The 23,151-nt window shown below is 40.2% G+C and carries 28 protein-coding genes and 1 pseudogene; 4 read left to right on the top strand and 25 right to left on the bottom strand.

Annotated features, from left to right (window positions below):
* Positions 1-8 precede the first annotated feature (8 nt).
* The 3 genes from HMPREF2619_RS09625 to HMPREF2619_RS09615 form a co-directional block, all read right to left on the bottom strand.
* The gene (locus tag HMPREF2619_RS09625; protein ID WP_070460958.1) at positions 9-1,292 is read right to left on the bottom strand and encodes a pyrimidine-nucleoside phosphorylase; all 1,284 of its coding nucleotides are present in this window, start codon (positions 1,290-1,292) and stop codon (positions 9-11) included.
* A complete protein-coding gene (locus HMPREF2619_RS09620) occupies positions 1,289-1,879 on the bottom strand; it encodes a class I SAM-dependent methyltransferase (RefSeq protein WP_083279648.1) in 591 nt (196 codons plus the stop codon). The genes HMPREF2619_RS09625 and HMPREF2619_RS09620 overlap by 4 nt, the downstream gene beginning before the upstream one ends.
* Positions 1,880-1,986: 107 nt before the next feature.
* Positions 1,987-2,265, bottom strand: a complete 279-nt coding sequence (locus HMPREF2619_RS09615; protein WP_070460956.1) for a 1,4-dihydroxy-2-naphthoate prenyltransferase — start codon at positions 2,263-2,265, stop codon at positions 1,987-1,989.
* A 123-nt stretch (positions 2,266-2,388) separates the two neighbouring features.
* On the opposite strand from HMPREF2619_RS09615, the gene coaA reads away from it, so the two are divergent.
* The 3 genes from coaA (at position 2,389) to HMPREF2619_RS09600 (ending at position 4,188) form a co-directional block, all read left to right on the top strand.
* Positions 2,389-3,309: a type I pantothenate kinase gene (gene coaA / locus HMPREF2619_RS09610; protein ID WP_070460954.1), complete on the top strand. Its 921-nt coding sequence runs from the start codon at positions 2,389-2,391 to the stop codon at positions 3,307-3,309.
* A gap of 52 nt (positions 3,310-3,361) precedes the next feature.
* On the top strand, positions 3,362-3,610 hold the full coding sequence (gene rpsT / locus HMPREF2619_RS09605; RefSeq protein ID WP_029689628.1) for a 30S ribosomal protein S20: 249 nt from the start codon (positions 3,362-3,364) through the stop codon (positions 3,608-3,610).
* Between the two features lie 65 nt (positions 3,611-3,675).
* Complete coding sequence (locus HMPREF2619_RS09600) at positions 3,676-4,188, top strand: DNA topology modulation protein (RefSeq protein WP_070460953.1); 513 nt, start codon at positions 3,676-3,678, stop codon at positions 4,186-4,188.
* Between the two features lie 335 nt (positions 4,189-4,523).
* Here the strand turns inward: HMPREF2619_RS09600 and HMPREF2619_RS09595 are convergent, their stop codons facing one another.
* From HMPREF2619_RS09595 to HMPREF2619_RS09555, 9 genes and pseudogenes are all read right to left on the bottom strand, one after another.
* Positions 4,524-5,255 (bottom strand): NAD-dependent protein deacylase, encoded by a 732-nt coding sequence (locus tag HMPREF2619_RS09595; RefSeq protein ID WP_070460951.1) that lies wholly within the window; start codon positions 5,253-5,255, stop codon positions 4,524-4,526.
* A gap of 230 nt (positions 5,256-5,485) precedes the next feature.
* Positions 5,486-6,196 (bottom strand): purine-nucleoside phosphorylase, encoded by a 711-nt coding sequence (gene deoD, locus HMPREF2619_RS09590; protein ID WP_045763751.1) that lies wholly within the window; start codon positions 6,194-6,196, stop codon positions 5,486-5,488.
* 351 nt (positions 6,197-6,547) lie between these two features.
* On the bottom strand, positions 6,548-7,258 hold the full coding sequence (locus HMPREF2619_RS09585) for a type 1 glutamine amidotransferase (protein ID WP_070460949.1): 711 nt from the start codon (positions 7,256-7,258) through the stop codon (positions 6,548-6,550).
* Positions 7,255-8,490, bottom strand: a pseudogene (locus HMPREF2619_RS09580) (chloride channel protein). Before HMPREF2619_RS09580 ends, HMPREF2619_RS09585 begins: the two are co-directional and overlap by 4 nt.
* A gap of 4 nt (positions 8,491-8,494) precedes the next feature.
* A complete protein-coding gene (locus HMPREF2619_RS09575) occupies positions 8,495-9,304 on the bottom strand; it encodes a purine-nucleoside phosphorylase (RefSeq protein ID WP_070460944.1) in 810 nt (269 codons plus the stop codon).
* A complete protein-coding gene (locus HMPREF2619_RS09570) occupies positions 9,301-9,861 on the bottom strand; it encodes a DUF1697 domain-containing protein (protein WP_070460943.1) in 561 nt (186 codons plus the stop codon). Before HMPREF2619_RS09570 ends, HMPREF2619_RS09575 begins: the two co-directional genes overlap by 4 nt.
* Position 9,862: 1 nt before the next feature.
* Positions 9,863-11,074, bottom strand: a complete 1,212-nt coding sequence (locus HMPREF2619_RS09565) for a phosphopentomutase (RefSeq protein ID WP_070460941.1) — start codon at positions 11,072-11,074, stop codon at positions 9,863-9,865.
* 12 nt (positions 11,075-11,086) lie between these two features.
* Positions 11,087-11,770, bottom strand: coding sequence for a ribose-5-phosphate isomerase RpiA (rpiA, locus tag HMPREF2619_RS09560; protein WP_070460938.1), 684 nt, complete (start codon positions 11,768-11,770; stop codon positions 11,087-11,089).
* A 105-nt stretch (positions 11,771-11,875) separates the two neighbouring features.
* Positions 11,876-12,805, bottom strand: coding sequence for a peptidase U32 family protein (locus HMPREF2619_RS09555; RefSeq protein WP_070460936.1), 930 nt, complete (start codon positions 12,803-12,805; stop codon positions 11,876-11,878).
* A 138-nt stretch (positions 12,806-12,943) separates the two neighbouring features.
* On the opposite strand from HMPREF2619_RS09555, the gene HMPREF2619_RS09550 reads away from it, so the two are divergent.
* Entirely contained in the window at positions 12,944-13,219 is a 276-nt protein-coding gene (locus HMPREF2619_RS09550; RefSeq protein WP_070460932.1) for a DUF3270 family protein, read from the top strand.
* A gap of 109 nt (positions 13,220-13,328) precedes the next feature.
* On the opposite strand, the gene HMPREF2619_RS09545 is transcribed toward HMPREF2619_RS09550, so the two are convergent.
* From HMPREF2619_RS09545 to HMPREF2619_RS09485, 13 genes are all read right to left on the bottom strand, one after another.
* On the bottom strand, positions 13,329-14,663 hold the full coding sequence (locus HMPREF2619_RS09545) for a sensor histidine kinase (protein ID WP_070460930.1): 1,335 nt from the start codon (positions 14,661-14,663) through the stop codon (positions 13,329-13,331).
* The gene (locus HMPREF2619_RS09540) at positions 14,656-15,327 is read right to left on the bottom strand and encodes a response regulator transcription factor (RefSeq protein ID WP_070460929.1); all 672 of its coding nucleotides are present in this window, start codon (positions 15,325-15,327) and stop codon (positions 14,656-14,658) included. The genes HMPREF2619_RS09545 and HMPREF2619_RS09540 overlap by 8 nt, the downstream gene beginning before the upstream one ends.
* Before the next feature lie 114 nt (positions 15,328-15,441).
* Complete coding sequence (locus tag HMPREF2619_RS09535) at positions 15,442-17,988, bottom strand: M1 family metallopeptidase (RefSeq protein ID WP_070460926.1); 2,547 nt, start codon at positions 17,986-17,988, stop codon at positions 15,442-15,444.
* 122 nt (positions 17,989-18,110) lie between these two features.
* Entirely contained in the window at positions 18,111-18,551 is a 441-nt protein-coding gene (locus tag HMPREF2619_RS09530) for an ASCH domain-containing protein (protein ID WP_070460924.1), read from the bottom strand.
* Positions 18,548-19,396 carry a putative PEP-binding protein gene (locus HMPREF2619_RS09525; RefSeq protein WP_070460922.1) on the bottom strand — a complete coding sequence of 283 codons (849 nt, stop codon included), beginning with the start codon at positions 19,394-19,396 and terminating at the stop codon, positions 18,548-18,550. The genes HMPREF2619_RS09530 and HMPREF2619_RS09525 overlap by 4 nt, the downstream gene beginning before the upstream one ends.
* Positions 19,374-19,874 carry an NUDIX hydrolase gene (locus HMPREF2619_RS09520; RefSeq protein ID WP_070460921.1) on the bottom strand — a complete coding sequence of 167 codons (501 nt, stop codon included), beginning with the start codon at positions 19,872-19,874 and terminating at the stop codon, positions 19,374-19,376. Before HMPREF2619_RS09520 ends, HMPREF2619_RS09525 begins: the two co-directional genes overlap by 23 nt.
* Before the next feature lie 39 nt (positions 19,875-19,913).
* On the bottom strand, positions 19,914-20,519 hold the full coding sequence (locus HMPREF2619_RS09515) for a DUF6707 family protein (protein WP_061862928.1): 606 nt from the start codon (positions 20,517-20,519) through the stop codon (positions 19,914-19,916).
* A 51-nt stretch (positions 20,520-20,570) separates the two neighbouring features.
* Positions 20,571-20,942 carry an Imm51 family immunity protein gene (locus tag HMPREF2619_RS09510; protein WP_070460919.1) on the bottom strand — a complete coding sequence of 124 codons (372 nt, stop codon included), beginning with the start codon at positions 20,940-20,942 and terminating at the stop codon, positions 20,571-20,573.
* A gap of 53 nt (positions 20,943-20,995) precedes the next feature.
* Positions 20,996-21,334 carry a DUF7716 domain-containing protein gene (locus HMPREF2619_RS09505; protein WP_070460918.1) on the bottom strand — a complete coding sequence of 113 codons (339 nt, stop codon included), beginning with the start codon at positions 21,332-21,334 and terminating at the stop codon, positions 20,996-20,998.
* An 18-nt stretch (positions 21,335-21,352) separates the two neighbouring features.
* Positions 21,353-21,772, bottom strand: coding sequence for an SMI1/KNR4 family protein (locus HMPREF2619_RS09500; RefSeq protein ID WP_070460917.1), 420 nt, complete (start codon positions 21,770-21,772; stop codon positions 21,353-21,355).
* An 18-nt stretch (positions 21,773-21,790) separates the two neighbouring features.
* Positions 21,791-22,126, bottom strand: a complete 336-nt coding sequence (locus HMPREF2619_RS09495) for a hypothetical protein (protein WP_070460915.1) — start codon at positions 22,124-22,126, stop codon at positions 21,791-21,793.
* A gap of 36 nt (positions 22,127-22,162) precedes the next feature.
* The gene (locus HMPREF2619_RS09490; protein ID WP_070460914.1) at positions 22,163-22,861 is read right to left on the bottom strand and encodes a 3-oxoacyl-ACP reductase; all 699 of its coding nucleotides are present in this window, start codon (positions 22,859-22,861) and stop codon (positions 22,163-22,165) included.
* Complete coding sequence (locus HMPREF2619_RS09485; RefSeq protein WP_000141913.1) at positions 22,854-23,090, bottom strand: DUF2829 domain-containing protein; 237 nt, start codon at positions 23,088-23,090, stop codon at positions 22,854-22,856. Before HMPREF2619_RS09485 ends, HMPREF2619_RS09490 begins: the two co-directional genes overlap by 8 nt.
* Positions 23,091-23,151 lie beyond the last annotated feature (61 nt).

Here is a 23,151-nt window from a genome sequence, read left to right as displayed (position 1 = left end):
TCCTTAAATTAGGAGATAATTTCTATGATTTCACGCGTTTTGATCGCTTCATCACTTATCTTAATTTTAACATAATTTTGGAAATCTGTAACTAGTTCCGGAGAAATTTTGCCATTTGCATATACTTTTGCAACAATTTCACCCTTTTTGACTGATTCTCCAACTTTCTTCTCAAAAACAATCCCTGTCTCATAGTCGAGAGCATCTGTTTTAACGGCACGACCAGCACCCAATCTCATAGCAAAAAGACCAAACTCCATGGCTGGAAGTTCTGCGATAAGTCCGTCTTCTTGAGCAGGAATATCAACTACATGGTCAACTTTTACTGGACGATAGAGGTCTTCTAGATCTCCACCCTGAGCTAGAACCATCTCTTCAAATTTCTTGAGAGCCTTACCATTTTCAAGATGTTGCCTTACTTCCTCAATAGTTTTTTCAACATTTGCTAATGATAACATAATCTGGGCCAACTCACAGATAAAGTGGCTAATATCTTGACGGCCTTTACCTTGAAGAATTTCCAGAGCTTCTAGGATTTCTAAACGATTACCAATGGCACGTCCCAAAGGTTGACTCATATCAGTAATAACTGCTACTGTCTTACGACCTACAGCCTTACCAAGGTTTACCATGGTTTGAGCCAGTTGGCGTGCCTCATCAACTGTCTTCATAAAGGCACCTTCACCCACTGTTACATCAAGTAAGATAGCATCAGCTCCAGCTGCAATTTTTTTACTCATGACCGAACTAGCAATCAAGGGAATGGTATCCACTGTTGCCGTCACATCACGAAGGGCATAGAGAAGTTTGTCAGCCTTAACCAGTTGATCGGATTGCCCAATAACTGAAACACCAATATCTTGAACTTGTTTGATAAATTCATCCTGACTTCGTTCAATCTGAAAACCTTTGATGGATTCTAATTTATCGATAGTACCACCCGTGTGGCCTAAGCCCCTACCGCTCATCTTAGCCACTGGGACATCAAAACTGGCTACCAAGGGTGCTAGGATTAAAGTTACCTTGTCACCGACACCACCCGTAGAGTGTTTATCAACCTTGACACCATCTATAGCTGACAAATCAAACTCCTGACCTGTCTTAACCATATTCATAGTTAAATCAGAAATTTCTCTCGTGGTCATTCCTTGGAAGTAAACTGCCATGGCAAATGCTGACATCTGGTAGTCAGGAACAGTTCCTGCGACATAGCCTTCAATCAACCATTGGATTTCGTTCGAACTGAGTTCTTGCCCGTCTCTTTTTTTCTGGATTAGATCTACTGCTCTCATTCTTTTACACTTCTAAGGATGTAATATCCCTTATCTTTCTTTACAACCTCACAATTGCCAAATACGTCTTCCATCTTACTTTTGGCACTTGGGGCTCCTTGTTTCTTTTGGATGACAATAGTCAAATCTCCACCGTCTACTAAAAAGTCTATACTTTTTTCGATGATTTCGTGGACTACTTGCTTACCAGCACGTATAGGAGGATTCGAAATGACATGGTTAAATTGTCCCTCTACCTGCTCATAAATATTAGACTGGAAGATAGTCGCTTGAACCTTGTTTTTCATTGCATTTTGCTGGGCTAAATCCAGGGCACGATTATTGATATCCACCATAGTTGCTTGGGCACCATATGCTTTAACCAAAGACAAACCTATCGGACCATAGCCACAACCAACATCAAGAATTTTTTCACCTTTTTCAATATCTAAACATCTTAACAACAACTGACTTCCAAAGTCAATCATTTTTTTACTAAAGACACCAGCATCTGTCAAAAAGGTCATCTTTTGCCCAAGTAGCTCAACTCTAAGCTCATGAACATCATGGGCTGCATCTGGATTTTCTGCATAATACATTTTACTCATGATACTATTTTACCATAAAAATAAGTTATTTGTAAATCGTTTACAAAGGTATCAAGCCCTTAAATCACATTGTATTTTCTCAAAAATAATATAAATTCGGATTAACATTAGGGACCTAGTAAAAAGCTCCCTACTGCCATGGTAATCGGAAAAGCAAAAATGCAAGCAAGACCAAAAAAGAAGAGCCAGCACTTTCTTTTAAAGAAAGCGAGCACAAGGTAGCTAAGACCTATGAGGGGCAATAAGATAAACAGAACAAAAGTGGTCCAGTTATGGTTCTGAGTTCCTATCGTAAAGGAGAAATTCACCCAGTTTGGTGATAACCATAAAACAACTACAAATAGACTGATAAAAACCAGCGCCTTTTCTCTTAATCTAGCTTTCATCTTAACACCTCCTTTATAGGTTTTCCCCATTATATTTTAACAAAGAAAGCGCTTTTTCTCAATTGGTCAGATGGTTATTCTTTCTAAAATATGGTATACTAAGATATCAAACGAGGATATAGTATGACCAACGAATTTTTACATTTTGAAAAGATAAACCGCGAAACTTGGCAATCCTTGCATCGCAAAACAACTCCTCCCTTGACCGAGGAAGAGTTAGATTCTATTAAGAGTTTCAATGACCAGATTAGCCTTCAAGACGTTACAGATATCTATCTGCCACTGGCACATCTGATTCAGATTTACAAACGTTCCAAAGAAGACCTTGCCTTCTCAAAAGGCATTTTCCTTCAAAGAGAGAGCAAAAAACAGCCCTTTATTATTGGAGTTTCAGGAAGTGTCGCTGTCGGTAAATCAACTACTAGTCGGCTCTTGCAAATTTTGCTGTCTCGTATCGTTCCTGGAGCAAGTGTTGAACTAGTTACTACGGATGGTTTTCTATACTCAAATAGTGTCTTAATTGAGCAAGATATCCTTAACCGCAAGGGTTTTCCTGAGAGCTACGATATGGAAGCTTTGCTTAATTTTCTAGACCAACTCAAAAATGGTCAGTATGTTGATATACCTGTTTATTCCCATGAAATTTATGATATCGTGCCGGGTCAAAAACAACGAGTAGAAGCTGCTGATTTTGTCATTGTTGAGGGAATCAATGTTTTCCAAAACCCTCATAATGGTCGTCTATATATTACTGATTTCTTTGACTTTTCAATCTATGTCGATGCCGCTGTCGAAGACATTGAAAGTTGGTATTTGGATCGATTCTTAAAACTCCTTAGCTTTGCTCAAGATGATCCAGGCAACTACTACTACCGTTTCACTCAACTTCCTCTTAGCGAAGTGAAGGATTTTGCTCACCAAGTTTGGACCAGTATCAACCTCACCAATCTCCAAAATTACATTGAACCGACACGAAATCGTGCCGAGGTCATTCTCCATAAATCTAAAAATCACGAAATTGATGAAATTTACTTAAAAAAATAATTTTCCCTTGTCAAAACGTAAGTTTTCAGATATAATGGTATAGTTAGTAAAAATGGAGGTAAGAACATTGGCAAACATTAAATCAGCTATCAAACGCGCTGAATTGAACGTTAAACAAAACGAAAAGAACTCAGCTCAAAAATCAGCTATGCGTACTGCTATCAAAGCTTTTGAAGCAAACCCATCTGAAGAACTTTACCGTGCTGCCAGCTCAGCTATCGATAAAGCAGAAACTAAAGGTTTGATCCACAAAAACAAAGCTAGCCGTGATAAAGCACGTCTTGCAGCTAAACTTGGTTAATCTTTAACTGCATACAAAATGAGCTCTTCGGAGCTTTTTTTGTGCACATTTTTCTGGAGGTCATTATGAAAATAGCTATCATCGGATATTCAGGATCAGGTAAATCTACTCTGGCAGAAAAACTTGCTAAGCACTACTCCATCCCCAAACTTCATATGGATACTCTCCAATTTCAACCTGGTTGGCAGGACAGTGACCGTGACTGGATGCTTAAGGAAATGAAGGACTTTTTATCCCAAAACAAAAATTGGGTCATTGATGGCAACTACTCTTGGTGTTGCTATGAGGAAAGAATGGAGCAAGCTGACCAGATCATCTTTTTAAACTTCTCATCGTGGACTTGTTTGCTAAGAGCCTTTAAGCGCTATTTAAAATACAGAGGCAAAGTCAGAGAAAGTATGGCAGCAGGATGCCCCGAGCAATTCAACTGGGAATTTATCCGTTGGATTCTCTGGGATGGACGAACAAAAAATGCTAAGGATAGATACCAATACTTAAACAATACTTACCCAGAAAAGATGCGTATTCTCCATTCTCAAGCAGAGATTGATTGTTTTTTGCGATCTTTAAAAAAGTAAACAATATAGTAGCATTTCATTAAAATCAGCATGTACTGATTGACTAAAAAAGGAAGATTTTCATCCAGAAAATCTTCCTTTTTTCCTTTTATTCAACAATTAAAAATAACTCGAGCAATTTATAAATCAACAATATAATAGATTGAATCTAGAACAGTACACTACAACTGCTAAAAATATTTCTAGAAATTAGTTTGACTTTTCTAATCTCTCTGTTCACATCTTATTTCAATCCACTATAATATTCCCCTAGAAATGAAGAGAATCGTGTTCATAGTTTCTGAGTTAGTGATACAAAAAACTGAAGGAAGTATAGTCCTACTTCTTTCAGTTTTTTATTGTCTCAATTTAGAAAACACTTCTCCAATCTTACCTTCGATAACTAAATCAGCTTGGCTGTCTTGAGGAGTGCTGGACTTGTTGATAACGACAAGATTTGACCCTGAAAAATAATTGATGAGGCTAGCTGCAGGATAAACGACTAAGGAAGTTCCACCAATGATCAACAAATCTGCTTGCTGAATGACTCGGGCTGCTCGACTAAATACGTCCATATCTAGCGATTCCTCATAAAGAGTTACGTCAGGTTTAACCACATTGCCACAATCTAAGCAGTGAGGAACTGGACCTTCAAGTGCCAAAAATGCATTCAAATCATAAAATCGATGACAGCCCAAACAGTAATTACGATCTGCACTACCGTGCAGTTTCAAAACTTTCTGAGACCCCGCCATTTCATGCAAGCTATCAATATTTTGCGTCACAATCGCCTTTAATTTACCTGTTTTTTCTAACGACGCTAGATAATCATGTGCTAAATTTGGCTTGGCATCTGGATAGACGAGATACTTTTTGTAGAAATCAAAAAAATCCTCTGGATAGCGTTCAAACATCGTGCGTGAAACCAATTGCTCGGCAGTAAAATGGCGCCCCAACTTAAGACTATAAACACCATCAGAACTTCGAAAATCTGGAATATTAGACTCTGTAGAAACCCCCGCACCACCGAAAAAGACAATCCTTTGACTTTTATCTATCAGTTCCTGTAATTGTTCAATCTTATCCATTTTACCCCTCCTTAAGTTTTTTGTTCTAAAAAAGTTGAAAACCTCTAGCTATTGTCAACCAGGCTTTCAACTTTATTTGATCATGATTTAAATGTTAAACTGACTACTTTTGGTCCTTTGACATAATTTGACTTTCTTCAAAGTCCTTATTCTCATCTATTAGAAGATTGAAGCAATGAACATGCTTATCATTTTGAGAACAAGAGTAATCACATGAATGGAATCTAACTTTAGTCTGCAATCAAGGTTTCTAGACCAACTTTCATCATATCTGTGAAAGTATTTTGGCGCTCTTCTGCAGTTGTATCTTCATCTGGATTAACCAAACTATCTGAAATAGTCATGATAGCAAGAGCATCAACATGGTGTTGGGCAGCAAGATAGTACAGCGCCGCTGCTTCCATTTCTACAGCCTTGACTCCCCATTTACCAAGTTCGATATTTTTTTCAAAGTAGTTTGAGTAGAAAACATCTGAAGACAAGACATTACCAACGTGAGTGGTCATGCCAAGGTCTTTGGCAATATGGTAGGCTTTATCAAGTAAATCAAAGCTAGCGATTTGTGGAAAATCATATTGAGGCCAGTCATTGCGGATGATGTTTGAGTTGGTTGCAGCTGCTTGCGCCAAGACCAATTCACGGACATGAACATCCTCATTCAAAGAACCAGCAGTTCCGACACGGATCAATTTCTTCACACCGTAATCGACAATCAATTCACGCGCATAGATGGAGATTGATGGCATTCCCATCCCTGTTCCCATGACAGATACACGATGGCCCTTGTAAGTTCCAGTGTAACCAAACATGTTACGGACTTCATTGAAGCATACAGCGTCTTCAAGAAAATTCTCAGCGATAAACTTCGCACGAAGAGGATCCCCAGGAAGAAGAATTTTATCAGCAATTTCACCCTGCTTAGCAGCAATATGGATAGACATAGTTTATGATACAAAGAGCGACCAGAAAGCGACTGAAAATTAGGAATCTGACGAGAAATCCTGATTTCACAGTCAGATTATCTATTTTCCGAGCTTTCCGCTCGTGTTCAAATCTGAACACACGCTCTACCTTTCTTTTTGATATACAAGACAGGCGACAGAGAACAAAGTAAAAATAGGAAACTGGCGACGCATTGTAAATGCTAGACATTTTATCTTTTTTACACAGTTCTCCTCCCGTATTCAGTTCAACTAATACGGTTAACCCATCCTTTCTTTTTTAATTGAGTAATTAGAAAAGTTTTCCGCTCGTGTTCAAATCTGAACACATGCTCTACCTTTCTATTATTTTTAATTTGTTAATGAATCCAAAAATGCAAAGAGTTTTGCATTCATTTCTCGATAAGCATAGTTACGAATAGCTTCAGGCTTTTGAACATAAGTCAATTTTTTGCTTTGTTCTTCCAAAACTTCTTCGCCATCCGCAGCAATTAAGAGCTCTACTGTTTCTGGATCAAATTCCAAATGAGCTTGGAAGGCATAATGTTTAGGACTGAAGCGAATAATCTGACGTGGACAACCTTGACTGGTCGCAAGGACGATAGCATCCTCTGTCAATCCTGGCATATCGCCATGCCAGTGACCAGTAATTAGAGTTGGTCCAAAAACTTTGACATGATTGTCTTTTAATCCAGCTTCAGTTAGCGTTATTGGAAAAACACCAATCTCACGTTCTGGACTATGTTCATACTCTGCGCCATAAGCAACAGACAAGAGTTGAGCACCAAGACAGACACCAACAATATAACGATCTGCCTTCATAGCCTTTTGAATCAGCTCAATCTCTGCCTGAGGATCGTAGTATGGAAAAGTTTCCCGATCTTCATCTGGCGATTGAGGTCCTCCCATTACGATCAAAAAGTCGATCTCATCCACTGTCTCTGGTAATGCTTCATTCTCATAGACTTTGGTCGTGGTCACTTGATGGCCACGCTCCTGCGCCCATTTTAGATAAGCGCCCGGCACTTCAAAGGTTTCATGCAGTACAAAATGTACCTTCATCGTTTCTTCTCCCATCTCTTTCGAATCACGTAAGACAGACCAGCCGCAAGTACAAGCGGAATTGTCAAACTTCAAGTTTGGCCTGTAAATCCAAGGCTCAGGGCAATGGCTGTCAGAGGAGCTTTTAAGGTCGCCCCCAAAAAGACGGTCGCTCCTAGTAACATCCCTAGAGCAGGATCTAGATGAATCCCAACTGCTGTCAAAAGCAAGGTCACTAGATAGCCAGAGCCAATACCTAAGGCAAATGATGGTGTTAAAGTTCCCCCATAAGCACCATTGCGCAAGAGGAGATAAACCAGAATCCCCTTCACTGCAAGAGCCAGTGGAAGATAAGGAATTGACTGGCTAGACAAGAGGGCTTGCGCTAGTACCTGGCCATTCCCCATAAAGATAGGGAAAAAGGCTACTAGGCTCCCCAGCACTAGAAAGGCTAGAGGAAGAGCCCAAAGAATCGTCCCATCCTTCCGCCGTTTGTGACTAGCCCGCTTGGCGAGGAAAGCAAAGACCAGAGCCAAGGGAGTAACCAAGAAAGCAATCACAATAGCCTGAAAGAAACTGCTAGCCGACCATGAGACTGCGGACAGGTGATAAATAGCCTCCTGACCAATGATGGACTGAGCGACCCAGGCCGCTAGATAAGTACTGGACAAAACCAGTAAGACATTTTTCCAGTGATAGGCCAACCCTAAGGTCTCAAAGACAAACAAGCTACTGGCAAAGGGAACTTGATAGACCGCAGCTAAACCAGCTCCAGCACCACATGCGACCAAGACTTTTCGCTCTTTGAGGGCTAGAGAAAAACCTTTCGCCAAGCGACCAGCTAGAAGAGCCCCGACCTCACGTGGTGCTCCTTCTTTTCCGACCGATGCACCTGCTCCGACAATCGCAACCTGCATCCCTGCATGAAAGAGGTGGACTAAGAGCGCTGGTTCCCTGTCTCCAGCTAAGTCAATTTGCTGGCGAATAGACAGAATCTTATAACGCTTTTGCAAGACATACCAAAAACCAGCTGCCAAGCACCCAGTCACACATAAGACCAAAAATCTACGGAGACCTCCAGCTTCTTGAAATTGCTGGATTAAATCCGACTCATCTTGGCCAAAAGCCAGCCCTTGCACCCCTTCTAGTAGATAATGACAGGCAATTCCGACCAGACCCGTCCCTATTCCTAATGATAAAGTGGCTAGAAGCACTCTCAGTCCATAGGGCATACTTTGGAGTCGTACTCTCATAGTCTTACAATTCTGCAAGAATAGCTTTAAGCAATCCTTTAAAGTCTCCTTTGACACGTTCGGTAACTTCTACTACTTCTTCGTGGTTAAGTTCCTCTTGGAAACCAGCCGCAAAGTTGGTAATACATGAAATACCAAGAACCTTCAAGCCAGAGTGTACTGCAACGATAACTTCAGGAACGGTTGACATTCCGACAGCGTCTGCACCAAGTGTCTTATAAGCACGGATTTCAGCTGGAGTTTCATAAGTTGGACCAGTTACACCGATATAAACACCGTCATCAAGTTTAACACCAAGCTTTTCAGCAACTGCATGAGCTGTAGCACGGTATTCTGGAGTGTAGGCTTTTGACATGTCTGGGAAACGTGGACCGAAGTCATCTAAGTTTTCACCGATTAGAGGGTTTTGGCCTGTCATATTGATGTGGTCAGTGATAGCCATCAAAGTACCAGGACCAAAGCCGATACCACCAGCAGCATTGGTAACAATCACACCTTCACAGCCCAAAACTTTCATAACACGAACTGGGAAAGTAACAACTTCCAGCGGATTTCCTTCATAGAAATGGAAACGTCCTTGAAGGGCCAAGACTTTACGTCCTGCAAGTTCACCGTACACCAATTTTCCAGCGTGTCCAACAACAGTCGAACGTCCCCAGTTTGGAATCTCAGCATAGTCTACCACAACTGGATTTTCAATTTCTTCAGCAAGTTCTCCCAGTCCTGATCCAAGAATCAAGCCAAACTCTGGTGCTTCTACTCCCTTTTCTTTTAAGAAAGCAGCTGTTTCATTGATTTTTGCTAATAATGTCATTGTCTGTCTCCTTCATAATCTTTTAAAAATTGACCGATTTTGTCAAAGGTTTTTGCATTTCGAATCGTAATATTACGATAAAAAGGCATCTTTAGCAGGTACTTGTGATAGGCTGTTTTGCTATAGGTTTCTTCTGAGAATTTGCCCCAGAAGATTCCCAGTTTCCCGAAATGAAGCACTTCATCTACCAGTTCCATACTTTCGACTTTCTCAATGACTTGCTTGGTATCCAGTCCCTCAGTATAAAAGAGAACATCCTTTCGAGCCATTTCTTGTAACCACCATTCCGGAAGAGTTCTAAGCTCCTCTTCATAATCTTCTTGACTTAACAAGGAAAAATGTTGGATAAATGGATAATGCTTGTCAAAGAAAGCCTGTAAGATCTCCACTAGTTGAGTCTTCGAGATACTTGTGTCAAAGAAAATATTGCCACTATTGATGTAGGTTTCAACAGTTTCTAATCCCAACTCTGTCAATTCTTGCCGAATCTGGGCCATGACCACCTTATGTTTTCCACCGACATTGATCCCTCTAACCAGTAATGCCAAGCGAGTCATCTTAAACCAATTTATCTAAGAAACTTTCACCAATCATAGCCTTATCTACGCCAAAGTTATCAGCGATTGTCGCAGAAATATCAGCAAAATGACCGATTGGTAGGTGTCCATTTCCTTTTAGTGATGGGCTGTAGGCCAAAAGTGGAATGTATTCACGAGTATGGTCTGTACCTGCATAAGTAGGGTCATTACCATGATCAGCAGTAATCATGAGTAAATCATCTTCTCTCATAGCAGCGATAAGCTCTGGCAATCGTTCATCAAACTCGTGCAAGCAGTCGCGGTAACCATGTGGATCACGGCGGTGACCGTAAAGTGCATCAAAGTCGACCAAGTTAGTAAATGAAAATCCTTTTTCAAACTCAGCAAGTCCCATTGTTGTCAAAAGCGTATCAATTCCATGGCTATTTGACTTATTGTGGCCCATATCATGGTTCACCCCAGCACCATTAAAGATATCGCTAATCTTACCTACTGAGTAAGTATCAATACCTGCTTCGTTGAGTTTGTCCAAAACTGTTGGAGCAAATGGTGATACAGCCAAGTCACGACGATTTGCAGTACGTGTGAAGTTTCCAGGCTCCCCAACATAAGGACGTGCAATGATACGACCTAGAAGAGATGGACGTTCCAATGTAATCGAACGAGCGTACTCACAGATACGGTAAAGTTCATCCAAAGGAATAATATCTTCGTGAGCAGCTATTTGAAGAACCGGGTCAGCTGATGTATAGATGATCAACTCGCCTGTTTCCATTTGACGTGGTCCAAAATCATCGATAACAGCAGTTCCTGAGTAAGGTTTGTTTGCTTCACGGATTACTTTACGACCTGAAAATTCTTCAATCTTTGTAAGGATTTCTTCTGGGAATCCATTCCAGAAAGTATCGAAAGGTTCAGTGATATTGAGGCCCATGATTTCCCAGTGACCTGTCATGGTGTCTTTACCTAATGACACTTCCTCAAGTTTAGTGTAGTAACCACTAGGATTTGCTTCTGCGGGAACAGTTTTTAGTGCTGTCTCACGCTCGATGTTCCCAAGACCAATCTTAGCCATATTCGGTACATTCAAACCAACTGATTTAGAGATGTGTCCTAATGTATCAGATGCTCCATCTGGAACCCCTGCATTGACAAAGTTATTAGCATCTGGTGCTGCACCGATTCCTACAGAATCGAGTACCACCAAGTGAATACGTTTAAATTTTGACATCATTTGCCTCCTTTATTTCCCTTTTGTTGAAGTTAAAACCTGAACGCCAGCTTGTCCTGCAACGATCACTTTATCAACCATTTGATTAAATAAACCGTGCTCAACAACACCAACCTGAAGATCCAATTGACGACCAAAAGCGATCGGATCTTCAATAACACCTAAATCAAGGTCAATGATGAAATTTTTCATATCCGTCACAAAGCGTTGGCCATTTTTTTCACGAAAACTTGGCTTATAACCAGCTTTTTCAAAACGACGGAAAACCTGTTCTGCTCCGTATTGGACAACTTCGACAGGTAGTTTGAAAGCGCCCAGTTTCTCAACCATCTTGCTCTCATCTACCACCCAGATATACTGTTTAGTTGGTGTCGCAACTACTTTTTCCATTAGAAGTGCGCCACCGCCTCCTTTGATACCATTAAACTGACGATCCACCTCATCAGCTCCATCAACAGTCACATCAACTTCATCCACATCATCAATAGACTTAAGCGGTATATTCAATCCTTTTGCCTGTTTTGTCGTTACACTTGAAGTCGTTACGGCTGTAATTTGAAGTCCTTCCTCCTTGATTCTACGACCAATCTCCTCTACGAAATAATAGGCAGTCGAGCCTGTTCCAAGTCCTACAACCATTCCATCGGTTACGAACTCAGCAGCCTTGATGCCTGCTATTTTTTTCAGATTTTCCACTTAAACACCTCCAAACAAAAAGTTACTTCTATTATAACATGAATACGCTTTAAATTCATCCTTGCACTAGAAAAACCCGAACATTTTATTTCGGGTTTCTGATTCTTATTTAACCATGTCAGGATCGTAGTCATAAAATCCTGTGTCAAGGAAACGATTTTTGGGATGAAGTTTACGGACTTCCTCATCCAACAAGAAGGCTTGGTCATGCGTAAAGCTTCCCTCTTGAATCAAGCTACGTGCTTGGATGAAGAGCTTTGCAATCTCAACAAAATCTTGACCTGGAGTATAAAGTCCTTCTAGTTTCCAATGAGTGAAACCATGCTCTACCAACTCTGGCAATTTGGTCATCAAATCAAGGTCGTTATTGGCAAAAATGTGAGTTCCATGATTATCTTCAAAAATTGAGTAGTGACTATCTGGATCACTAGGCTCTGCTAAGAAGAGGTCGCGTTGACGTGTTTTTTCATCATCAATCTGAGTAAAATTATAGTAATTCTGCAAGAGTGGACGCTTAGAGTGGTGGATAACACTTGCTCCATAGACCAAAACTTCAGCAGGAATTTCCAAAATTTCAGGCATTTTAAAGAGTTCAGCTGATGGAATTTCACGAGCCAATACTGCCTCAGAAGCGCCAGCCTTTTGCCCCCAGAAATTGATCTGACGGCTGCTAGTTACCATCGTTGAGGCATCATAGATAGTTTTAAAAGAATAACCATCACGATTGACAACATAAAAGACACCCGCATCCCCAACAGTAATGTAGTCTGTTTTAATTTCTTCCAAGAAATCAAGAAAGGGTTTGATACGATCCATCATATCTTGGTGCATGAGGGCATTAGCCGCTACAATCAGTTCCTTACCTGCATCATGAACCAGACCAGCGATGGTTCTCAGTTCATCATAAGAAAAAGTCTTTGGCAAACGAAGTCCAAAATCTTTCTCACCGACATAGATGCGGTCAACTCCCGCTTCTAGTAATTCTTTTACTTGTTCAATGCTTTCAGCAGTTGCTGTAATAATAATCTTTTCCATAAGAAAAATTATACCACATTTCTGAAGAATCAGCTATTCCCTAAAATGATAAATTTACTTATTATTTTTGTAACCTTACTGTAATAATTTTTTTCTTGAAAAATGGTAAAATGAAAGAGTACTGTTAAGGAGAGAATCATGCCCGTAAGAAAATATCAATCGTATGAGTTTGAAGAAGAGGAAACTCAAACAACGCTATACCAAGACTATGTTCCAGAAACCACTTCCGTTGCTAGTTTGAAGGAAGTCCTTTTCTTTGTAAACATTGCTTGTTTTTGCGTCTTTTTAGCCTTGTTTAGCTTTATCTTTTTAGCCCTCAAGTTCAATACAGTTCTGGCTTTTAGCCTAGCAATTGCCTTGAGTTTAGCAGCATCAAACATTCAACGTTCGATAATTAAGAAGAAATTATATTAGATTCAAAAGGTCGGGATTTTTGTCCCTACCTATTTTTTCTACGATAGCTAAAGAGCTGCGACTAGAAAAGCGATACTTGGTCTACCGCTTTCTAAGTCACAGCCTTTTCTTATTTATTTTTACGCTTGGATGGTGTTTGAATGGCAATTTTTACTTCAAAAATAGTACCATGAGGTTTGTTATCTTTGACACTGATGGTTCCTTTAAGAGCATCGACAATCTGTTTGGCTAAGGATAAGCCTAACCCAAAACCACCTTTTTGCCGAGTACGAGCCTTATCAACCCTGTAAAAACGATCAAAAATTTTCTTTTTATCTACTGAAGAAATACCGATTCCATCATCAGCCACTGACAAATAGAGGGTACGCTCTGTCGCAGCGATTACAAAATGAATTTCTCCTTCTTCTTCTGTGTACTTGACAGCATTGTCAAACAAGATAGTCATCAGTTGTTTAAGAAGAAGCTTATCTGTTATGATGGTCCGATGGATGCGATTTTCAAAATGAAAAGCACGGTTATTTTCAGACGCAATCATTTCATAGTTGGTAAAAGTTGTGTTAAAGAAGTCTGGCTCTACCTCTCCTAATTCCGGTTTAATGCCGTCATCACGACGAGCTAAATTAAGAAGATTAGTCGTTAAAAAGCGCATATTCCGAACTTCTTCTAGACTGGAAGCAATACTCTCACTTGACTCCATAATAGTTGCCTCAGGTTTTCTGAAAAGAGTTTCTAGACGATTTTGCAGAACAGCTAATGGAGTTCGTAGCTCATGACTGGCATTTTCCACAAAACTCTGTTGCTTTTGCATGCTTTCAAGTAAAGGTTTAACACTGACACGCGCAAGATAAAGGCTGGCAATAATGGATAAAATCCAGAAGCTAGCCATGACTACCACGATTAATTGCTCATGATTTTGACTAATTTGCTCTATCTGACTGGTATTTATCAAAACCGCTGCATACTTAATATTGGTCGAGACAGAATCGATATTTATTTCAGATAGAATCACTCGGTAAATCTCGTCCTGACCATAACTATTCTGAACATGAAGTTGTCGAATATGATTCAAATCCTTTTTATTAAAAGTAATCTTATCAAGACCTAAAAAGCGGTTGCCAGTCACTAATTGATTCAAATTTGAATCTAGCAATATCACTTCCGTATTGGAACTAACCGTTGGTTTTTTATCAGAAGCTGGAGCAACATTGGCACTACCTAAATCCTTAACGTCCTCAGTTGCACGATTGACCGCCAATTGAATAACGTCCTGAGGATTTTTGCTCAGTGATAAGAGTTTTTCATCCACCGATGTGTAGAGACTGGAGTGCATAACCTGCAAGATAATCAAGGTCATAGCAGAGAAAATCAGAGTAAATACTCCAAAATTACGGATAAAATAACTAAAATCCTCCGCATACCAATTCTTTTTAATTTTTTTAAACATGTTTTAAAATATACCCAACACTACGCAAGGTCTGGAGGTTTTCAGCAAAGACTGAGCCCTTTAATTTCTTACGAACTTTTGATACATAGACTTCTACCACGGAGATGGTTGTGTCACTGTCAAATCCCCACAAACGGTCAAAAATCTGGGTTTTGGGTAAGATTACATTTTGATTTTGGAGGAAATAAACCAAGATATCAAATTCTTTACCCAATAATTCAACAGCAGTCTCATTGACTTTAACCTCATTAGTAGAGAGATTGACAGTCAAATCACCATAGGAAAGGGTATTTTCATTGAACTTACCAGAACGTTTGAGCAGTGCTTGGATACGCATCTTGAGCTCTTCTAGATAAAATGGTTTTGTTAGATAATCATCTGCCCCAAGCTCAAATCCATGTCCCTTATCATCAAGACTTTCCTTGGCTGTCATGATCAGAACAGGAGTCGAAATCCCTTTTTCACGCAATTCTTTTAAAACTTGGAACCCATTTTTCTCAGGTAACATCAAGTCCAATAAAATCAAGTCATAAACACCACTTTCGGCCTCATAAAGACCTTCTTCGCCATCAAAAACCTGCATGACATCCGCAAAATCATCCAAAAAATCAAAGACTGAATTTGATAGGCCTAGGTCATCTTCCACTAATAGAATTTTGATCATCAAAAATTCCTCCTTATTATACCTATTATAGCAAAAATATCTTAAAAAAAACTCAACTTCCCTTGTTTTTCCAAGAGAAAGTTGAGTTTTTATAGCTTTTATAACCTTTGAATTTTAAGCATTTCCATATTGAGCAACAACTGCTTCAACTGCTGCTTTTTCACACTTAATCAATTCAACGCGAGCTGCAATTTCCTTGATTCCCATACCGATGTTACGGCTAAGAGCTAGGTCAGAAAGTTGTGGCTCAAAGAATTCCTTGTATTCCGCCAAGCGTTGCTCTGTCTTGAATACATGGGCAGGAAGGATAACAAAGCTATCAAAGCTCATATCTCCTCCAAGGGCCGCCTTAATCCAAGCCCAGTTTTCACGCGCCCAAGACCACGCTGTTTCCTGGGTTGCTTGATGACCTAAGAACTGGAAGTACCAAGCTGATAAGTCTTGTGGTTTTACCACAAATTTGTCCTTCCAAGAAGCAATCAAGGTTTGGATATTATCCGCATCTGTACTGTAGGCAAGAGCAGCTGCCAATTGGCGTTTAAAGGCGGCATCTGTCGCATGAGTATAAAGATCGAGATAAGTTGCGACCAATTCCTTAGTCTCATGGTGTTTCATTTCATTGATGAGAACTTGTGAACGAATAGCTGCTGGAAGTCCTGAAAGATTATCCTTGTGGGCTGCGAAAATTTGGCTAGCAACTTGACTGGCTTCCTCGTCATTTGAACGAATCATCATGGAAATTGTCAATTGACGAACCAATTCATCTTCATCAGATTCACCCTCTTTAGCTTCAAAGCCAAGACGGTCATAGTTATAACGAGCCAGTTTAGCAATAAGGGTTTTAAAGGCTTTTTCTGTCTCAGTTCCTTCATCGATAAAGCGATCAAGCGCTCCGATAACTTGTGAAACTGCTGAAACAACAAGATAAGATTCTTCTTTAGCCAATTGATCCACTACTGGAAGCAAGTCTGCGTACGAAATGTGCCCTGCTTCAGCAAGTAAACGACGTTCTTGGACGATTTGAAGTTTACTTGTGTTATCAAGTTCTACTAGGTCTGCAAGCACAGCATCAAGTAATTGACCTTGATAGTCAGTAATGTAGTGGGCTGTATTTTCAGTGTTAAGACGAAGGGCTGTCTTGTTTTCAGCAAGAAGTGCTGCATAGCCAGGGATTTCGATACTTTCAGTTTCGAGAGTATCTGGTACTCCTTTCCAATTACTGTTAAGGGGCACTACCCAAAGACGGTTCTTGTCTTCGTGCTCACCGATAAAGAATTGTTTTTGTGAAATCTTCAACACATCATTTTCAACTGTAGCAGTAAGGACTGGATAACCAGGTTGCTCCAACCAAGAATCCATGAAGGCTGCCACATCACGGCCTGATGCTTGACCAAGGGCATCCCAAAGGTCACGACCAATGGTGTTTCCGTATTGATGCTTTTCAAAGTAAGCGTGCAATCCTTTAGCAAAATCAGCATCTCCTAGCCAACGACGAAGCATGTGCATAAGGCGGCTACCTTTGGCATAGACGATAGCTCCATCAAAGAGCGTATTGATTTCATCTGGGTGTTTGACTTCAACGTGAACAGATTGAACACCATCCGTCGCATCGCGTTCAAGAGCAAGAGGTACTCCACCTGTTTGGAAGTCCTCAAAAATATTCCAGCTTGGTTCGATGGCATCCACACAGACATATTCCATCATGTTAGCGAAACTTTCATTGAGCCAGAGGTCATCCCACCATTTCATAGTTACTAGGTTACCGAACCATTGGTGAGCAAGCTCATGGGCAATGACTAGAGCAACTTGTTGACGGCTGGCAAAGGTTGAGTTTTCATCCACAACCAAGTAAACTTCACGATAAGTTACCAGACCCCAGTTTTCCATAGCACCTGCTGAGAAGTCAGGAAGGGCGATGTGGAGAGATTGAGGAATTGGGTATTTAACCCCATAGTAGTCTTCGTAAAACTCGATTGAGCGAACAGCGATATCTAGTGAGAAATCAAGGTTTGAAAGTGGATGTGCCTTTGTTGAGTAGACACCTACCAGCGTACCGTTTTTAGTTTTAGCAGTTACCCCTTGCAAATCACCAGCAACGAAAGCCAGCAAGTACGAAGACATACGTGGAGTTGTTTCAAATTTCCAGATACCAGTTTCCTTGCGGTTTTCAACGTCAATCTCTGGCATGTTAGACAAGGCAAGTTCGCCTTCCGCTTGGTCAAATCGAAGAGCTAGGTCAAAGGTTGCTTTGGCTTCTGGCTCATCCACACATGGGAAGGCTTCACGAGCAAAGTGGCTCTCGAATTGTGTTGACAAGACTTCCTTCTTGACACCATCAACTGTGTAGTATGAAGGATAAATCCCTGTCATGTTATCTGTGATTTTACCAGAAAAGGCAAGAACCAATTCAACTTGACCAGCCTCAGCCAATTCGATATGAAGAGCTTCGTTTTCATTATCAACTGTAAATGGACGATCTTGACCTGCAACTTCAACTGAAGCGATTTCCAAGTCTTTTTGGTGGAGGGAAATACGGTCACTTTTAGCTTGACCAGTAATGGTTACTTTTCCTGAAAACGTCTTAGTCTCACGACTCAAGTCTAAAAACAAATCATAATGTTCAGGAACAAATGTATCGATATAATGTTCTACTGCTTGCATCATTTTCTCCTATTCTATATTTCTGAGCAAATGCTCTAGTTCAAACATACCTATTTTATCATATTTTAAGTCAGAAAAAAGCTTTGGACAGTGATTTCCATAACTTTCTTCCTTCTAATAGTCTACAAAGGGTAGACCTTGCGAAATTCTTCCAAAACAACCTTGCTGTCAGGTGTAAAAGTCAGACCTGCTTCTCCTAACCAGTCTTTGAAAAAGTCTTCATGAACCTGACGCCAATAGGCGAGAGATTTGTCACCTTCCCCTTCTTTGAAGGCATGATCAGCTGACACTTGATGAAAAGGCTGAACGGAAACCTTTGTAATTTCGATAATGCAGATAGCCCGATTTTGACTGTCCAAAATGACATCAAAGGTCCCTTCTCGTGGAAGAGGTTCATCCTCTACTGCGTAAAGGTCGTAAGCTGAGGCGGTTGCCGTCTTTTCACCTTTTAAAACCAAGCCTGCCAAGAGATCGGCTTCTACTCCAAAAGCCCAAGCGTCGATTTCATCTCCGATCAAGGGATTGATTTTCTTGTAGACATTCCACATTTCTTGAGGTGTCATAGGTTGCTCCTTTGTATTTTTTTACTTTCTTCTTTTACACGTTTGAGATGATCTGGATGGTCAATCTCTAAATTAAAAATCTCCGGAATAGAACTGTAATGGATAATGCACTCAATCCCCATCTGATTCATTTTTTGTATGAAAGAAGGATTCAGATAACCTGCTACAGCGAAATCTATCTTTTTCATCCTTGCTTTATCCTGCATCTGTCTCAGCATTTCTAACATAATGGGACTTTCCATATCATGCCATTGACTATTTCTCACAGTTGCAAAAACAAAAGAAGTCAAATCATTCATTCCCACTACAATCTTTGAAATGCCAATTTCCAGTATTCTATCCAAGTCAAAATACGCTGACGGTAATTCAACCATCGTGCCGACTTTCCCGGTAAAACCATGCTGGCGCAATACTCTAATAGCTTGTTTTAACTGTTCAGCGTCATTGACAAAAGGAAAAATAAGAGACAGATTGGTATTGGTTTGATAAACTTCTGTAACGACATGTGCCTCAGCCTGAAATTCATCCAAACACGCCAGTAAACGCCTAGTTCCTCTATATCCAAATAAGGGGTGGCGTTCGTCAAAATACTCTTTAGTCCCGTCTAGACTATTTGCTTCTGCATTTGTTAACTCTGAAAAGCGATACCAGACTTCTTCATCTGAGTATAAATGGCAAATAGTGTCTAGATAATCTTTTACAAATTGCTGACAACTTGCTAACAGGATGTTTTGATTGAGCTCTCTCAACAAGTATTCGCCACGAATCATACCGATATGGTGAAATAGTTGAGGATAAACCTTTTCAACAATTTGTTCTCCACTAAGAGCCAGTTGGTTTCTCATCTTTCACCTTCCAATTCATGTAAGAGGTCTTGTCCAATTCTGGAAATCCTCGTAACTCTGCCTTAGCCTTTAATACTAAGGGAGAGGCATTTTCTTCGGTAATCTGCTCAAGAGGAAGCCAAATTGCCTTTGCTGAATCATTGCTTCCATCAAGAACCTCCTGAGGAAGGGATTTTTGAGAACGTTCTAAATCAAGTACAATATCATAAAATGCCATGATATGATGTACAGCGAAATCTTTCCCCTCTTCTTGAACCAGTACGTCATAAACCCTAGGATTTGAGTAACTGTTAAGTGTATATCCTGTCTCTTCCAGAACTTCTCTCTTGAGGGTTTCTGTCAACCCCTCACCGAGTTCCTGACTACCACCAGGTAAATCAAAACGATGCTGATAAGGCCCTCTCGTTTTCTCAATGCAAAGCAATTTCCCGTCTTGAAGACAGATTCCGTATACACCAAAGTGATTTTTGATTTCCATTTTCCACTCTTTCTAACAATCCAAGATCAATAACTTACCTTATCCCTTAAAAGGAAAGAGGCTATAGATTTCATGCTCCTTGATATACTTCTTTAGTATCTCCATATTCTCTTCGATTTTTGTCTGAATATCTGTCTCTTCACAAGTTGAATCAGCAATAAAGAGGTGAATTTTTAATAAATCAGTCAGGTATAGCAGACGACGTTCCATTTCTGATTCAGGACTTGAAGCTTGCTTGATTTTTGCGAGCTTTTGCTCCAAGCTATCACCATTCAAAAATCTCTGATGAACTCTCCTTCTTATTTTTTGAGTTGATTTCTCCCCTTGTTCTAATGGAGATAAAAGGAGTTTTTTATAGACGAATACCTGATTTTCTTTTTCTCTTTCCAGATAGGCCAATAAACCCAGAGAGCTATCAACAAAGGTCCAAGTGTTATAATTCCCTTCAAATGGAACTTGTATGATACGATCTAATAATTCCTTAGCCATTTCCTCTTGACCATCCAGATAAAGTAAATAGGCCAGATGATTCAGTGATTCGAGATAACTAACTTGGGTCTTCTTATTCTTTTTTAATATTTTATCTAAATAGGGATGTAGGTCTGGATGATTTTCCACTAGCTCAACTACTTCTGATAGCTTCATCTGAAATCCTTTCTATTCTTTTTTAAAATAATTTAAAGAGATTTTAGTCAACTAATCCAACTCTGCTCTACTGAACAAGTCTTTCATAGATTCGATATCATCACAAAATTCTTTAAATCCTAAAGCGAATTTAGCCAAGGCGTCCACCTTGGAAGAATAGGCACAAAACATACTTCCTTCAGGATCAAAGTCAATAGCATCGCTTAATTCAGGCATTTTTTCCTCCAAAAATACCAAAGCTAGCGATGCCCAATCGTAGCCATTTCCTTCGAACCCTTCGTCTTCTCGAGTGTCAAACACTTCCTGTCTGTATTCTCCATCAGGGTAATAAATGAGCGACCCTCGAACATTTTTAGGATCCTCATCATATACAAGCAGGCTAAAAGGGGCAATTTTTTCATTTATGTTTTCGTAATCTATCATTTCTTAACTCCTTTTTTTATTGTCAATGGAACTGCAACATTCTAGCTTTGTAACTAGGGTTCAAAGGGCATAAAACTATCATGCTGCTGATAATAATTTAAAGCCTCGACCAAGTCTTGGGGACTAGCCTCTGGTTTTTCTTCAAGTGCAACCGAAAGAACATCAATCAATTGCTCTCCATAGTAGACTAGCTGGAGATCTTGCTCCACTACATCAGCAGGGTAAATATCACGGTCTTCCACGACATCCGGATAATCTGACACCCAATAGAGCCTATCTAGTGCCAGTTCTCCATCCTCCTTGCCATAGAGGCAAAAATCATCTGAAGAATACTCGTTCACGCGCACCTGCTCGATTATCTGCTCTAGTGAAAGTTCTTGGTATTTCCGCATCCCTTCTCCTTTTTAGTCTCACTCTTCAACAAAGGAATTCAAAAAATTCTCAAAAGATGGCCATTGCCCATACAACTCAGCTTTTTCTTCTAGAACATAGAAGTAAATCTTGCCATAATCCTCTGCCCTTAGCGAAAGAGCATAGTTGCCAGAACCAGGATCATAGGCGAAATGAAGAAGGTCTGTTGCCTTAAATCCTGCAGGCACCGCCTCATCGTCAAACCATGTAAGAGCCTTCCTCATCTCATCAAGTGAATCAAAGGAATTGAATGGAAAGAGATGATGTTCATCGTGGACACCCCTTACTTGGGGTTGACCACCGTTGTACTTAAGGTAAAAATCCTTCATGGCTTCCGGTAATTTCTTCCCAAGAATCTCCTCAAATTGTAAAAAATCTTCTTTTGAAATCGGTGAATCTGCATCTAGTACTCTAAACATGATTAATTTCTTCCTTTTTTACAATTCTTCTTCCAATACCTTATCAATAAAGTCATAGACGTTTGTAGCTACTTTTTGCATTTCTAAGGATCCTAAAGCGCCCAAGTCATTTTCATAAATGCAATCATCAGCATTTTTCTTGATAAAGTAGGCCAAATCTCCTTCCTGTCCAATCATAAAATAATCTGGCTCTACTTCCTCAATCTGATAAGTCTCATTACGCTCCTCTAGATCCTCCTTGGCATACAAACAGATACCTGTATCTCCAATTTCATAGGGGTCAATCTCTTTCCAGTCCGTTAAAAACTGATAGTAGAGATTGGGCAAAACAAATCCAAACTCATCTCTTTTCATAGCTTACCTCCAGATATTCACAGAATACCAACTATGCTACTTCAAAGACCATCCACCGTCAATTGTCATAATTTGCCCTTGCATGGCAGATGCCTTCCCACTGGCCAAAAAGAGACTGACTTCAGCCACTTCTTCTGGCTCAATCCAGCGTTTGATAGGTGTTTCACTAGCAACCCAATCTGCCAATCCACCTGGCTCAAAGTCAGCTGCGGTCATACCCGTCTTAACTGCACCAGGAGCGATGCCAAAGACCTGAATCCCAGCTTCAGCATAGTCTAGTGCCAACTGCTTGGTAAATCCTGCCAAGGCGTGTTTAGACGAGGTATAGGCGTGACCACCCCCGCCTGCTAGACTTGAGGCAATGGAACACATATTGATAATGATTCCTTTTTTATTCTCCAGCATTTGCGTTAAATAATAGCGGGTCAACTCTACTGGAGTCACATAGTTGATTTCAAAAATCTCTTGGATTTCCTGGGCAGATTGTTCTAGTAAAGGTTTGTAATCATCCAAAACTCCAGCCGTATTGCAGAGAATATCAACCTGCGGGCACCAGTCAAAAATTGGTTCCAAGTCAAGGGTTAAATCACGTTGTAAAAAGTGGAAATCACCATCTAAGACTGGATTTTCTCCTTGATCCACACCATAAACCTGATAACCTTTTTCTAAAAATAGACGAGCTTGAGCCAAACCAATCCCTGAGCTAACCCCTGTAACAAGGACACGTTTAGTCATGGACTTCCACCCAATCCGTCGCTAGGACATCACAAGGAGTTGGACTCCACATGGAAAAGCCTTCGCCTTCACCAGATACGTTAATGAGAAAATAAGGCGTCACTTCTAGAGCCACTCCATTTTGCTCTATGGTATCGAAAAGCTGGACATAGTTCTCTGCTCCGCCCCAACCCGTACGCACATATTTCTTTTTTGCCTTCAGTCCAGGCAAGATTTCTTCAAATGTCATGTTTTTTTCCTTTGTTATCTATAAATCTTAATTTCATTATAACAAAAAACCGTTTTTCAAC

This window comes from Streptococcus sp. HMSC074B11 (assembly GCF_001808705.1).
In the GTDB taxonomy this organism is placed as follows: Bacteria; Bacillota; Bacilli; order Lactobacillales; family Streptococcaceae; genus Streptococcus.
The sequence above is the reverse complement of the archived record's forward strand: the minus strand, read 5'-3'. Positions and strand labels throughout refer to the sequence as shown.